Annotated in this window: 16 protein-coding genes; all 16 read right to left on the bottom strand. The window is 48.8% G+C overall.

All coding sequences use genetic code 11. The annotated features are described in order from the left end of the window. Positions 1 to 606: 606 nt before the first annotated feature. Positions 607 to 1,620 carry a PEGA domain-containing protein gene (locus FMR86_RS19325; RefSeq protein WP_163353047.1) on the bottom strand — a complete coding sequence of 338 codons (1,014 nt, stop codon included), beginning with the start codon at positions 1,618 to 1,620 and terminating at the stop codon, positions 607 to 609. Positions 1,621 to 1,703: 83 nt separating this feature from the next. Then, positions 1,704 to 2,057: an aspartate 1-decarboxylase gene (panD, locus tag FMR86_RS19320; RefSeq protein ID WP_163353046.1), complete on the bottom strand. Its 354-nt coding sequence runs from the start codon at positions 2,055 to 2,057 to the stop codon at positions 1,704 to 1,706. A gap of 123 nt (positions 2,058 to 2,180) precedes the next feature. Beyond that, complete coding sequence (locus FMR86_RS19315) at positions 2,181 to 2,408, bottom strand: MoaD/ThiS family protein (protein ID WP_163353045.1); 228 nt, start codon at positions 2,406 to 2,408, stop codon at positions 2,181 to 2,183. A 170-nt stretch (positions 2,409 to 2,578) separates the two neighbouring features. After that, entirely contained in the window at positions 2,579 to 3,499 is a 921-nt protein-coding gene (locus tag FMR86_RS19310; RefSeq protein ID WP_163353043.1) for a manganese-dependent inorganic pyrophosphatase, read from the bottom strand. A 76-nt stretch (positions 3,500 to 3,575) separates the two neighbouring features. After that, positions 3,576 to 4,223, bottom strand: a complete 648-nt coding sequence (locus FMR86_RS19305; RefSeq protein ID WP_163353052.1) for a PTS sugar transporter subunit IIC — start codon at positions 4,221 to 4,223, stop codon at positions 3,576 to 3,578. A 64-nt stretch (positions 4,224 to 4,287) separates the two neighbouring features. Then, a complete protein-coding gene (locus FMR86_RS19300) occupies positions 4,288 to 4,749 on the bottom strand; it encodes a PTS sugar transporter subunit IIB (RefSeq protein ID WP_163353042.1) in 462 nt (153 codons plus the stop codon). Positions 4,750 to 4,751: 2 nt separating this feature from the next. Further along, entirely contained in the window at positions 4,752 to 5,180 is a 429-nt protein-coding gene (locus FMR86_RS19295) for a PTS sugar transporter subunit IIA (protein WP_163353041.1), read from the bottom strand. Between the two features lie 30 nt (positions 5,181 to 5,210). Then, a complete protein-coding gene (gene rapZ, locus FMR86_RS19290; protein WP_163353040.1) occupies positions 5,211 to 6,092 on the bottom strand; it encodes an RNase adapter RapZ in 882 nt (293 codons plus the stop codon). A 98-nt stretch (positions 6,093 to 6,190) separates the two neighbouring features. After that, entirely contained in the window at positions 6,191 to 6,640 is a 450-nt protein-coding gene (locus tag FMR86_RS19285; protein WP_163353039.1) for a PTS sugar transporter subunit IIA, read from the bottom strand. 3 nt (positions 6,641 to 6,643) lie between these two features. Continuing rightward, positions 6,644 to 7,180, bottom strand: coding sequence for a ribosome hibernation-promoting factor, HPF/YfiA family (gene hpf, locus FMR86_RS19280; RefSeq protein WP_163353038.1), 537 nt, complete (start codon positions 7,178 to 7,180; stop codon positions 6,644 to 6,646). Between the two features lie 51 nt (positions 7,181 to 7,231). After that, positions 7,232 to 8,647 (bottom strand): RNA polymerase factor sigma-54, encoded by a 1,416-nt coding sequence (rpoN, locus tag FMR86_RS19275; RefSeq protein ID WP_163353037.1) that lies wholly within the window; start codon positions 8,645 to 8,647, stop codon positions 7,232 to 7,234. A 317-nt stretch (positions 8,648 to 8,964) separates the two neighbouring features. After that, complete coding sequence (gene lptB / locus FMR86_RS19270; RefSeq protein WP_163353036.1) at positions 8,965 to 9,687, bottom strand: LPS export ABC transporter ATP-binding protein; 723 nt, start codon at positions 9,685 to 9,687, stop codon at positions 8,965 to 8,967. Between the two features lie 63 nt (positions 9,688 to 9,750). Continuing rightward, complete coding sequence (locus tag FMR86_RS19265) at positions 9,751 to 11,337, bottom strand: LptA/OstA family protein (protein ID WP_203545026.1); 1,587 nt, start codon at positions 11,335 to 11,337, stop codon at positions 9,751 to 9,753. Between the two features lie 14 nt (positions 11,338 to 11,351). Continuing rightward, on the bottom strand, positions 11,352 to 11,942 hold the full coding sequence (gene lptC, locus FMR86_RS19260) for an LPS export ABC transporter periplasmic protein LptC (protein ID WP_163353035.1): 591 nt from the start codon (positions 11,940 to 11,942) through the stop codon (positions 11,352 to 11,354). Further along, entirely contained in the window at positions 11,943 to 12,464 is a 522-nt protein-coding gene (locus FMR86_RS19255; RefSeq protein ID WP_163353034.1) for an HAD family hydrolase, read from the bottom strand. Next, complete coding sequence (gene kdsA, locus FMR86_RS19250) at positions 12,454 to 13,266, bottom strand: 3-deoxy-8-phosphooctulonate synthase (RefSeq protein ID WP_163353033.1); 813 nt, start codon at positions 13,264 to 13,266, stop codon at positions 12,454 to 12,456. Before kdsA ends, FMR86_RS19255 begins: the two co-directional genes overlap by 11 nt. Positions 13,267 to 13,306 lie beyond the last annotated feature (40 nt).

The following is a 13,306-nucleotide window of genomic DNA, read 5'->3' as shown; positions in this document are numbered from 1 at the left end:
CAGCGCGGAGGTGAAACTTAGTTAAGTTCGCGTCCGCTGTCAACAACTTTCTGAAATTTGTTTTTTCAATGATCCCGAGAAGTTCGAATCACTTCGCTCTCACTCGGTGCGTTGGGCAATCTAGAGAATCACCCGCCGCTTGTCAATCACTTTTTGAAAGTTTTTTTCATGCCGATCCGAGCTATTCCAACTCGCTATCCAACATCTTAATATGATCACTCGGCCACCCTTCTTTCCGTTCAGGAATCCATCGTAGCAACCTGCTCTCAAATTCAAACTTTCTTCAAAGATCTAAGCACCTTGCTTTCACTCAGTGCGGAGACGGAAACTATGTGATCCGCCTAAACTTGTCAACCGTTTTTTGCCCGGTCAGGCAATAAAAAATCTCGACCTCGCTCGTGGCTCTCAGCCGTTGCTGCGTCGAGAAGAGTGTTTCTATGGAAAAGCAGTGCTTCCGTCAACAGGTTTTTGAATTATTGTTTATATATCTGGCAAGTTAGTTGAGAGGATGGCTTAGTGGTGCGGGTTAAGGGGAATATTTAATTCCAAACAAAAAAAAGGCAGAAACAACGCTTCTGCCTTTTTATTCTCTTAATAGATTACTATCTACTGCTTTTTATCATTGGTAAGCATATCCAAGACCTCAACTGCGGCAGCAGGGTTGACGCTTACCCCGGCCTTAACTTTTGTGGAAGAGGACTTCTTTGTATAAGTGCTTCCATTCCAGCTTTCACTGGAAGAACCGCCCTTTGCTGTCACCCCGCCGTGAACTGTCGGGGCAGCCATAGCTCCGGCCTTCACTGCGTCCTTCACAAAAGTATCAGAATTCATTGTCGCAGGCTCGGAAGTTGCCACTCCGCTGCCATCGTCAGTAATCATGGAAGTAGAAGCACCGTTTCCAAGAATATTCCACTTGCCCTGCCCTACCCTGCTGGCCTTGGCATCATATTTAGTACTCTGCCCATGAGCGGTCATCTTTAATATAAAGGAACGGGTCGGCGCATCATATCCGGGAAGAGCGGCCCCGACTTTTACATCGTACCTTATTCCGGTCTGGGAATTGGTCCAATTAAAATCCGTCCCGGACTTCATGGTCTCCAGAATATAGCTAATCTGTGCACGATCAGTAGTTGTCAGACTTTGAATATCCGGTGCGGTTGAACCGGTCATTTCATACTGAGCCTGAGCGGTGAGAGGCGCAAGACGCACAGAGACAGCCGATGGAGCGAGCACATAAGCATCTCCGGTCTCTTCCTGCGAATCTATGGAATTAACTCCCTGCATCATGCCCCATGCGGTCTTATCCCCGCCGCTGCCGACCGCCATAGACGAAGACTGCATCCCCTGAGAGACGGCCTTCATCATGACCTTTTCCTGCTGATACACGCGCTTGATGATAACATCCTGCTGGCGGTACTGATCTTTCTTCAAAGTGATTATATGATCGGCATTACGAGGAAGTTCAACCGTACACGGCGAGGTACAGGCAACCTTCCCGTCAGCGTAAACAGTGGCACCCTTGGGATTTGTCGATATCGGTATGGACTGGGTTTTAATGACCGGAGCACAACCGCCAGCCAAAGCCAGACCGCAAAATATCGCGAGAAATCTTTTTTTCATTACATCCTCCCTTCTGATGCCATCTGTATACATAATATATGGACATAAAAAAAGGCGCGGATTTCCGCGCCTCTTTGGTAGAGCTATTCAGCTTTTTTGACCTTATTCCCATCACCGAGCAGGACTACCTGCGGCTTGTGAAGAGCCAACTCGTCTTCATCCAGCCATGTGTAGGAACAGATAATAATCTTCTGCCCGGCTTCGCCCTTATGCGCGGCTGCCCCGTTCAGACAAAATTCACCCGGACCGCCTTCAATGGCGTAAGTGGTAAGCCTTTCCCCGTTATCGACGTTCAATACATCGACCCGTTCAAAAGGAAGGATACCCGCTTTTTCCAGCAGGTCCACATCAATTGAAATAGAACCTTCATAATCGACATTAGCGTCGGTGATGGTTGCTCTGTGGATTTTTGATTTCAAAAGGCAACGACTGCCCATAATTTCCTCCTTCAGGAGTATTTAATTTTCCTGAACGGGATAGCGGATACCACGGCCGCAACAGATTATCAACACAATAAATACCGCTTTTATTCTTTGGAGAACATGGCGGCTCATCAAAAATCAACCACCGCCCACGGCTGGGAAAACACCGACCCGGTCTCCATCCTTAAGCTCTGCATCAAACTCTGAAGAGACACCGTTAATAAAAACAATCTTGACCTCATCAAGGGGGATTCCCACTCTTTCCAGAACATCCGTAACCGTTTCCCCTTCGGAAATGGGATATGCTTCAGCATTCTCGGGAGCCTTAACAGCAAAGGTTGCATAGCAGAGCAAAGTAATTTTCATAGGACCTCATTGTATATTGAAATGCACCGTTCGACCCCGCCGGATCGTGAACTCAAAACTTAAAAAAATTAAAACCGGAAATCAAGCCAAGCAGACCTATGAAGGATTAAATAAAAAAAGGTCCGGCAAGTCGAAACCTGCCGGACCCAAAGAAGCTATGTATACTTAACTTATGCGGAGAAAGCTTTCTCGAAGTTAGGTACAACCTGCTTTTTGCGGGACATTACGCCTTCGAGGTATACTTTGGTACCTTCGGGAGCAACGCCGAATGCTTTTTCAACAACGGAAGCGTCGTCGGAAACGATGAGCATTTCGGAACCTTCTTTCATGATGTCGGTCAGCAGCAGGAAACAGCTGTGACGGCCGTCAGCTTTAACTTTTTCAAGTTCAGCGTAAAGGTCATCCTTAATGTTGTCGAAAACAGACAGGTCAACAACTTCGAGCTGGCCGATGCCAACTTTCTTGCCGGACATATCGAAATCTTTGTAGTCACGGAAGATGAGTTCGTTCATGGAAGCACCGGCAACTGCGGACTTAACGTTGAACATTTCCATTCCGAGAGCCATAACGTCTGCAACACCAGCGATCTTAGCCAGTTCTGCAACAGCTTCTTTATCAGCTTCGGTGCAGGTTACGGACTTGAACATAACGGTGTCGGAGAGGATTGCACAGAGAAGTACGCCGGCAATGTTCTTGGGGATTTCTACGTTGTAGAACTTGTACATTGCGTTGATAACGGTACCGGTGCAGCCTACGGGCCATACCCACATTTCGAGGGGGTTGGGGGTAGTAACATCACCGAGTTTGTGGTGGTCAACTACTGCTACAACTTCACCCTTATCAAGGTTGTCCATGGACTGAGCAATGTCAGAATGGTCAACGAGGATAACTTTCTGATCGGTAGCGTCAGTCATGATTTCGGGAGCAGCGCAACCGAATTTTTCCAGAACAAAAGCAGTTTCAGGAGCGATTTCGCCCTGTGCAACAGCTTTGGTTTCTTCTTTTGCTTTGGACCAGAGGTCAGCAATTGCGATTGCGGATGCAATGGTATCGGTATCGGGGTTTTTGTGTCCTACTGCGATAATAGCCATAATAATTTCCTCCTAAGAAATATGGTAGCTTAATTTAGCTTGTGTCTTCTATCACAATCTTCTTTTTCTGCCAAGTCTACATAATCCCGGCAAGGATAATAAAGCCGAATAAGACCACCCCGAAGACAAAAGTGGCGTAAGCTTTACGCAATCTAAGGGCCAGAAGGCCTCCGAGACTGGCTGCAATCCATAAAAAAGACCATCTCATATTCACACCGGCGACCAGCGGCCCCCATTTGTGAAAAAATATACAAAGGATATAATGAAGGATTATGGTACTTGTCCAGAAAAAAAGCCAAGAAGTGACAAAAGTTCTCAAAATAGACCGGAAAACCAGTTTCTGCGGGAGCTGATCCCCTGCTTTTCCCTTGCGCGCCCAACCGATAAGTTTATTGTGGCTGCGATTATGCCATTGCCTTAAAGAGGAATCCAGCCATGCCCCTATACGGGCAAGAGGAAGGCAGGCCAGCATAATAACCATAACCTGCCGCGCTTCGGTAAAAGCAAATGAAGTGGTCAGGGCCAGCGCGGCAAAAGTGGGGGCCAGAATGTGAGGAGGGATATAGGTTCCGGCAGGAATATTATCCAGCCAGAAAAGCTCAAAAAATACGGCAATCTTAAGGCTCGTGGCCACATCACCTGTGACGGCTCCCCAGAGGGCGCCTACCACTAATGGCCGCTCAAGAAGACCGGGATTTATTGTAAAACGGAAGAGCGAAAAAATCGCAAAAAAAAACCGATCACCGCAACCCAGACGGGAAACGACAAGGCCAATCCTTGAAACAGACTCATGAGAACCTCACCTGAACAGGATCATTGGGGACGCAGCGGAAATCAAGTTCAATGCCCTGCCCTTTAAAATAATGAAGACAGGATTCATCATCAGAACTGAGTGCCACGCTGGGAGAGATTTGTTTTTTACCGGGACCGTAATGGATATTGCCGATGTTCACGGTGTTGAACCGGAAGCCGGAATCCAAAGCCCGGCGCACATCGGCACAGGAAGAAAAGAGAATTATAGTACTGCCGTTCCCGCCGGTCAGGTTCGGAATCATGTCATTCAAATCCTCCACCGGACAGAACGCACATTTAACAGACTGCGGAATGGCCAGCGACATGATCTGCTGCTGCAGATCATCCCCTGCTACGGCATCGTTAGCCACGATGATATTCTTGGCGTGGGTGTACGGGAGCCATGTTTCAATAATCTGCCCGTGAACAAGACGGTTATCAATTCTCACCCACATCATGGTTACCCTTTGCTAGTTCGTTTTCGCAGCATTTCGCCGGCAATTACAATGCCCTTGGCAGCGGCCTTGCTGACTTCTTCAGCCATTTTCTGCAAAGATTCGTTGCGCATCTGAAAAGCTTTCAAAAGCATGGGCAGGCTGACCCCGGTTACAACCTCGATATCGTCGCCCTGAAGAAGTGAGAGGCTGAGGTTTGTCGGGGTACCACCGAACATATCAGTAAGAATCAGAACACCGTTCCCATTATTTACTTCGGCTATATTGCTTTTCAGGGAATCCACAGCGGCGTCGATCCCCTGCGAAACATCAACAGAAAGGGAAAGCACCCCTTCCTGCGGACCTACAATTAATTCACCCGCTTCAATAAGGGATTGCCCGAAGTTACCATGGGTAACGAGAACTATGCCGTTTTTGCTTGATTCTATATCCATCAAAATTCCCGATATGTTCAACTATAAAAACTACTTCAAATGAATGTGCTTATGTTCAAGTGAAACAGAATAACCATTATCTTTAAGAGTTGCAAATACCCTTTCAGCCGTTGCAACAGAACGGTGCCTGCCGCCGGTACAGCCAACGGCAATGGTCAGCCTGTATCGACCTTCAGCCTCGTAAAGAGGAAGCACATACTGAAGGAAATCGAGATATTTCTCAATAAAAATTGAACCGGGTTCCGTGCCGAGCACATAATCCGAAATAGCTTTATCCTGACCGGACAGGGGACGAAGCTCTTCTTCGAAATAGGGATTGGGAAGAAAGCGGAGATCCATAACCATATCAGCGGCAGTAGGCACATCATGCTTGAACCCGAAAGACATAACGTGAACCCGCAACCCCTGGGTCTTCTCACTCAGCTCAGACCATTTATCCTGAATCCTGCGACGCAGGTCATGGATAGAATATGTGGTGGTATCAATAACCAGATCGGCCTGATTGCGGACCTCCCCAAGAGCTTCTTTCTCTTTCTCAAGGGCATGTTCCAAACCGATATCCCTCGACTCAAGAGGGTGCAAACGGCGGGTGGTGGCATACCTGCGCACCAATTCAGGCAAACGGGCTTCCAAGTACAGAATACTTGGACGATATCCTTTGGAAGTAAGCTCTTCCCGGGTGACTTCCCAGTCCACACTGAATTCCAGCTGACGCAGGTCCATCCCCAGCACCAGTCCGCGGTAGGCATTGTCCCGGGTATTAAAAAGCTCAACAAGACGCGGAAGCATTCCGGCGGGCAATCCGTCCACACAGAAAAAACGCAAATCCTCAAAAACTTTCAGAACTGTCGACTTACCGGCACCGGACATCCCGGTAACAACAATCACTGGAAACGAATCTGCATCAACCACCCCAACATCCTCCTTGAGTATTAGCCCACAAACAAAATTAGCAATGACCTTAAGTTCATTGCTAATCTGATTTATTCCTGATTTTCAAATAGGTTCGGTTATGCGACACCGAGCAGACGAAGAAGTTCATCCTGATCCGCAGAGTCTATGAAAGCCTGCCGGAAAGCTTCATCCTTCAACTGCCGCGAAATCTGTGCCAGCACCTTTAAATGGGCACCGGCCCCCTGCTCAGGAGCCAGTACCATAAAGAATATCTTACATGGCTGCATGTCCAGAGACTCAAAGTCGACCCCTTCACTTGAACGGCCGACCACCACGACAATCTCTTCAAGACATTCCAGTTTTCCGTGGGGGATGGCTATGCCATCCCCTATTCCGGTTGTTCCGAGTTTTTCACGATCATTAAGGACCTTCAGTCCGTTTTCCACATCCACATCCAGACCGGCGCCCTTCAGTGCGGAAACCATTTCTTTCAGAACTTCACCCTTATCAGAGGCCTGCAGTTCATGAATTACAAGGTCCTTTGCCAGATTATCAGCTATATTCATTAGTTAGTATCCCGGGTCAATTAAACCGAAGTCGCCGTTATTGCGGCGGTAAATTACATTTATGGCTTCGTTATCCGCATTACGGAAGACGAGGAATTCATGGTCGAGGGTCTGAAGCTGCTCAGCGGCTTCATCAACACTCATGGGCTTGGGCACAAAAGAATCAGACTCAACAATCACAGGTTCCCTGTACTCTTCTTCCCCATAACTGAGAATTTCCATGCGGGCGGGAGCTGCCTCCTTGCGCCTGTGACTTCTCATCTTTTCATTTGCACGGCGAAGCTGTGCTTCAAGCTTGTCCAGAACCATATCCACGGTGGAATACATGTCCTCGGACACCTCATAAGCTGAGACATGCGTATGGTCAGAGGTGAAAACAACTTCCGCAACATGCCTGAACTTATCAACTGACAGATTCACCTGCATGTCAGTGTTTTCAGGGTTGCTGACGTACTTTACCAACTTGGAGAAACGGCTGTTTGCATATTCCTTAAGATGTTCGGATGCGTCGAAATTCTTAAAAGTAAATGCTACGTTCATAAAGAGCCTCCTTAGTAAGGGGTGAATATGCGTTGATTTCTCCGGACTACATTAGAATACCTTCTTCCTTTTCGAGGAGGAGAGAATCCCCATTGCAGTCCTGTACTTGGCTACGGTCCTTCTGGCAATATTGACTTCCAGCTTCTCTTTGAGAATCTCAGCAATCTTCTCGTCGCTGAGGGGTTTCTTTCCGTCCTCTTCTCCGATCAATTTCTTGATCGTTGCCTTGACGGACTCGGAACCGACCTGAGAACCGTCATCCAGACCGAGAGCACTATTAAAAAAGAACTTAAGCTCATAGATTCCGTGCGGAGTCGAAACATACTTATTGGTTGTTATCCGGCTCACAGTGGATTCATGCATCTCGATGTCTTCCGCAACCTCTTTCAAAATAAGCGGTTTAAGCTTGGTGACACCCTGAGCAAAAAACTCACGCTGAAACTTCACTATGGAATCCAAAACCTTATATAAGGTACGCTGCCGCTGATACAGGCTCTTCATCAGCCACTGGGCGGAGCGCATCTTATCCTGAAAATATTCCTTGTCGTCTCCCTTTGTTGATGCCAGCGTCTCCACATAAAATGCATTCATCTGCAATTTGGGAAGACCGTCTTCGTTAAGGACGATGACAAAATCACCGTCATATTCATAAACATAAGCATCCGGGCTGACATAGAAAGAGTCTCCGCTTGAAAAACTTGCTCCCGGCAGAGGATCAAGTGTCTGCATCAAATCGAGATAACTCTTTAAATCCTCCATGCTGAGTTTGAATTTTCTTGCCAGCGGCTTGTAGCGTTTCTTTTCAAGGTCATCCAGATGATCCCGCACCAGCGAGACCAGAATCGGATCATCATCAAGTTTCAACGCTTCAAGCTGAACAAGCAGACATTCCTGCGGAGTCCGTGCCGCTACCCCCACCGGGTCCAACCGCTGAATGCGGTGCAGCACATTTTCCACATCTTCGATTTCAGCATAGCATGTTTCGCAGACATCTTCCAAGTCAATCCGTAAAAAACCACCCGAACTCAAATTACCAACAATACATTCACCAATGACAACTTCCTTTTCAGTAAAATCGGAAAGACTCATCTGCCAATGCAGATGTCCTTCAAGGGATGTTGTCTTGGTCAGCCGGGCTTCAAAGGAGGTACCCTCTTCATATGATTCGGATTCACGGGAAGCGGACTGCTTGGAAGTACTGGAAAATTCGCCGAGATAGTTCTCCCACTCGGCTTCCTTGGAAATCTGGGCTTCTTCAGCCGTGGCGGTACCTGCTTCAGCATCCGCAGCATCAGTCCTTTCCTGTGCTTCAGCTTCTTCAAGGACAGGATTTTCCATGAGCTCCTGATGGACAGTATCCACCAGCTCCAGGCGGGAAAGCTGCAACAACTTGATCGCCTGCTGCAACTGGGGAGTCATTACCAGCTGTTGAGTAAGCTTTAATTGTTGTCTAAGTTCCAATCCCATATATTCAGGCCACCTTTAGTATATTCTCAAATTCAATTAATTTCAGTCAGTTGCAAACCGAGGCAACAAAAAATATTTTATATTCTGCCCCAGCCTTGATTCCACTATGCCACATCCAATTGCAAGATGCAACAAAGACCTCTGAATCATCTGATATTTATGGATTTTTTACACAAAGAACTTGCATATGAAAAAAGTGTACCAATGTTCGGGCGGACTGTAAATCAACAAAGGCAAAATTAATCAAACTTTGCAAAAAAACAGGCCGGAATCCCCTAAGGGACCCGGCCTGACGAACACTTATACACACCCGAAAGCTACAAACTGAAACTGTCACCCAGATACAGCCTGCGCGCCTTGGTATTTTTAACGATATTTTCAGGTGAACCGTTCAGGATCACCCGCCCTTCATAGACAAGGTAGGCCCGGTCACAGATGGAAAGGGTCTCACGCACGTTGTGGTCGGAGATAAGAATTCCCAGCCCCATATCCTTGAGCGAGGAAATGATGTCCTGAATATCAATAACCGCAATGGGGTCGATACCCGCAAAAGGTTCATCAAGCAGGATGAATTTAGGATTATTGATCATGGCCCGGGCGATCTCAAGACGCCTGCGTTCACCGCCGGAAAGATACATGGCCTTCTGATCCGCAAGACGCAGAATACCCAGCTGGTCCAGCAATTCATCCGCCCTCTTGGGAACGGCCTTGCCGGAAAGCCCAGTGTGCTCGATGATGATCTCAAGGTTCTTACGCACGGAAAGCTTTTTAAAAATGGAACTTTCCTGCGGAAGGTAGCTCAGTCCCAGGCGTGCCCGTTCATGCAGGGGCAGTGTGGTGATTGGCTTTTTATTAAAATAAACGTCCCCGGAAGTAGGCTTTACAACACCGACAAGCATATAGAATGTGGTGGTTTTCCCGGCCCCGTTGGGACCGAGCAACCCCACGACCTCGCCCTCGCGCACGGTCAGGTTGATCCCGCGGACGACCTCTTTAGGCCCGTAGTTCTTGACCAGTTTCTTGGCGATAATCGAAGACATAAAAGTCCTTTTTGATGCGCTTTGCGCTTTTGATGAAACGATTAATCATCATTATATCACAGGCTAAGGCGAAACATTTTTCGGGGTATAGAAAATGGCCTCGATAGGCTTGTTGCCGCCCACAACCTCAGCGCGGTTATCTTTTAGGTAAAATTTAATCTCATCACCCTGAATATTGTTTGGGCCGTCCTGAAGCTCGGCATTACCCTTCATGTAAATGATGGAATCACCCACCACGTAGGTCAACTTGTCGCAGTGACCCTTGCGTTTTTTCATTACCACTTTCACGTTGCCCCCGGCCACGATCTTCTTGATCTTGTCCTGAGTATCGGAAAGTGAATCACCATCAGGTCTCAAATGGGCAGTCAGGATGTCGGAGGTAAGGGTTACATCCAGACGCACAACCTTAACATTGCCGGAAAAAGTAATCCTGTTGCGGTTCTCGCTGAAGGTCATCTTGGTAGAAGTGATCTTGATGGGCACTTCATCAGGTCCGCCGGGCACACGCTTCTTCTTGGGCTTTTCCTTTTTCACAACCGGAGCTTCGGCCTTGAGATAAGTACCGAAAACATAGCCCACGCGCTTCAACTCTTTGTCTTTGCCGGGCTTGAATACAGGAAACCATTTTCCCTCTTCCTGTCCGACTTTAACAGCCTCGCCCTTTTCCAGTTTATCAACAATAAGGGATTTAGCATTGGGTTCGGAGCGAACATTAAGCACCGCAGTGGCGTACAGGGTCTTAGTCTTGACCGGAGCCAGCAGCATTTCATCCATGGCTTCTTCCATGGCGGCAAGCTCGTTACCTCTTTTCAATTCCTGCTGTTCTTTTCTGGTCTTTTCAGCCTTAATCTCAGCCTTACGGGCATCTATGCCGGCCATCTGGGCTTTTTCCAAATTCTTGGGATAAGGAGCAAGGAACGGCCCCCAGGCATAACCCCAGACAGGAGTATCTTTCTTGACCATGGCATCTATGCGGTAAAGGGCATACATGCCGCCTTTTTCCTTGCCCACCTGCGCCCGGTGTCCGGGACTGAGCACGCCCACTGCCTTGGAAGTGGCCACAGGCTTTTCAATAACGTTGATACGGCGTACTGCATAGCGGATACGCGCAGCATCATTGACAATATCAATCTTGGACTGCTCCACAAAACCCATGGCATCCGCTTCGGAAACAACCTTTGCATCACCCTTAAAGACCGCGTACCAGCCGTCTCTCAAAAAACCGACCTTGATCTTATCACCGGATTTCAGCATGCCCCCGGTAGAAGATTTGACAGTTCTTTCCAGATGAAATTTTACATCCTTGCCCACGTAACGGACATCCCCCCAATCCACGAGGGGGCCGTCAGCCGGGGCAGGAACAACAACCTTGCGGGAAACATACCCTACAGGCTTTACGTCCTTTTCGTCGGAAGCGGGATAAACCGGAAACCAGTTGCCCTGCACCTTACCCACCAGAAAACTCTTCGCCGGGGAAATAATCCAGACCACCGGGGCTTTCAAATCAGGCTTGGCACGGACATTGGCAATGGTCCGGGTAATTTTCAATTCAGATTTATCGTAGGCGTGAGCAGCGGGGCTGACCAGAAAAAAGGTCAGCAAAAACAGCGCACAAAAAGTATATACTTTATTTCCAAATATATTAATCAAATGAATGCTCGCTTCTATTGAGGCATTACCACCATGTCCGGTGAAATCAAGGCTTCCATTCCATCTTCAATCATAATCTCACGGGTGACAAGATCCACCTTCACCCGGTCTGAAGTGATGTAAACGGCAGGGCTCTGCACTTTTACATTCCCTTCAAGAAAAAGCAGGTTATCCTTGGGCTTGAAATCAAGACGGTCAGCCTTGAGCCCCATATCCCCGTAAAGGCCTTCAACATGGTCCCAGAGCTTCAGTCCCTCACCCTTCTGGCTTACCTCGCCATGCAGGGCACTGACAAAAACTTCCTTGCGGTCCCGGCCCAGATAGTATGTAACACGCGGTTTGTCAGCTATGACCAGCCCTTTTTCCTGATCATAATCAGCACTTCCGGCCCGCAGAATCCATTCAATATCACCGCCGGTACCCTGAATAAGTTCAATCTCCTCAGCGGAAATATCGGACTTATTCTTATCGGCCACCAGCGGGCTTTCCACTGCACCACGGGCCATGTGCGGAAAGGTTCCGTATTTCTTACCCAGCAGCGTTCCGGCGCAGACGCCCAGAACAAGGGACAGAATCAAAGATAAAACCAAGCCGATACGGCCCATCTAACCTGCCCACTCTTGCCAGATGTCGTTCAACTTGCCCTGCGAGTCAAGGATAAATGAAATGGCCTCGCGCACGGCACCATGTCCGCCTTCGCGGCTGGAAATCCATTTGGAAATGCCAAAAATTTCAGGCTGGGCATTTTTAACAGCCATGGGCAAGCCCACCCGGACCATCACCGGAGCATCGATCCAGTCATCGCCCATGTAGGCAACTTCCTCATCAGTGAGCCCTTTGTCCTTGAGCAGCTTTTCATAAAAAGGAAGTTTTTCCTTCTGGCCCGGATAATATTCGGTAATGCCCAGCTCGGTAACCCGCTTTTCCACCGCGCCGTGATTAAGCCCGGTGATAACAGCCAGATCAAGCCCGGCCTGCTGCGCAAACTTGATGCCCAGACCGTCCTGCACGTTGAACCGCTTGGTTACGTTGCCATCCTTATCATAATAAAGACCGCCGTCAGTGAGCACGCCGTCCACATCGAGAATGAGCAGCTTGATTTTTTCAGCACGCTGTCTAGCAGACATAATCCACGCTCCATGCGGCCAGAAGGTCCTTGATCAGATCTTCGGCACGATCAAGAGGCCAGCTGTTGGGACCGTCACAAAGCGCGCAGTCCGGGTCGGGATGAGTTTCCATGAACACACCGGAAGCCCCAGCAGCCACAGCCGCGCGGGAAAGCACAGGCACAAACTCCCGCTGACCGCCGGACTTGCCGTCCAGACCGCCGGGAAGCTGCACTGAGTGGGTGGCATCAAAAACCACCGGACAGCCGAGGGATTTCATAATGGCCATGGAACGCATATCCACCACGAGATTGTTATAGCCGAAAGATGCTCCGCGCTCGGTGAGCCAGATACGTTCGTTTCCGGCTTCGCGCAGTTTGTTTACAACGTGGCGCATGTCGTGGGGCGCAAGGAACTGACCTTTCTTCACGTTGATAACCCGTCCGGTATTAGCGGCGGCAACGAGAAGATCGGTCTGGCGGCAGAGAAATGCGGGAATCTGGATCACGTCGGCCACTTCGCCGACAGGAGCGGCCTGATCTGGGGTATGAATGTCGGTGACAACGGGAAGTCCTGTTTCATCCTTCACCCGCTGTAACCATTTAAGCCCTTCCTCCATGCCCGGTCCCCTGAACGAAGTGATCGAGGTCCGATTGGCTTTGTCGAAAGAGCTCTTGAAAATTACCGTCACATCAAGACGGGAAGCGATATCGGCCAGCACCTCAGCGGCGCGCAGGGCGATATCTATGGTTTCCAGTGCGCAAGGACCCGCCAGTATAAACGGTCCCTGCAGACTTTTCTGGTATAATTCATCGGGGGTCAAAAGTAGCTGCCCTCCAGATATAAGGTTGCCCGGAAACACT

The organism is Desulfovibrio sp. JC010 (assembly GCF_010470675.1).
GTDB lineage: Bacteria > Desulfobacterota > Desulfovibrionia > Desulfovibrionales > Desulfovibrionaceae > Maridesulfovibrio.
Note: the sequence above shows the minus strand (reverse complement) of the source record. Positions and strands in the feature narration are given on the sequence as shown.

Coding starts and splice junctions, on each gene's coding strand:
- FMR86_RS19325 (WP_163353047.1), bottom strand. CDS start 1,620: ATGAAAAAAAGATTTCTCGCGATATTTTGCGGTCTGGCTTTGGCTGGC.
- panD (WP_163353046.1), bottom strand. CDS start 2,057: ATGGGCAGTCGTTGCCTTTTGAAATCAAAAATCCACAGAGCAACCATC.
- FMR86_RS19315 (WP_163353045.1), bottom strand. CDS start 2,408: ATGAAAATTACTTTGCTCTGCTATGCAACCTTTGCTGTTAAGGCTCCC.
- FMR86_RS19310 (WP_163353043.1), bottom strand. CDS start 3,499: ATGGCTATTATCGCAGTAGGACACAAAAACCCCGATACCGATACCATT.
- FMR86_RS19300 (WP_163353042.1), bottom strand. CDS start 4,749: ATGATGTGGGTGAGAATTGATAACCGTCTTGTTCACGGGCAGATTATT.
- FMR86_RS19295 (WP_163353041.1), bottom strand. CDS start 5,180: ATGGATATAGAATCAAGCAAAAACGGCATAGTTCTCGTTACCCATGGT.
- FMR86_RS19285 (WP_163353039.1), bottom strand. CDS start 6,640: ATGAATATAGCTGATAATCTGGCAAAGGACCTTGTAATTCATGAACTG.
- hpf (WP_163353038.1), bottom strand. CDS start 7,180: ATGAACGTAGCATTTACTTTTAAGAATTTCGACGCATCCGAACATCTT.
- rpoN (WP_163353037.1), bottom strand. CDS start 8,647: ATGGGATTGGAACTTAGACAACAATTAAAGCTTACTCAACAGCTGGTA.
- lptB (WP_163353036.1), bottom strand. CDS start 9,687: ATGTCTTCGATTATCGCCAAGAAACTGGTCAAGAACTACGGGCCTAAA.
- lptC (WP_163353035.1), bottom strand. CDS start 11,942: ATGGGCCGTATCGGCTTGGTTTTATCTTTGATTCTGTCCCTTGTTCTG.
- FMR86_RS19255 (WP_163353034.1), bottom strand. CDS start 12,464: ATGTCTGCTAGACAGCGTGCTGAAAAAATCAAGCTGCTCATTCTCGAT.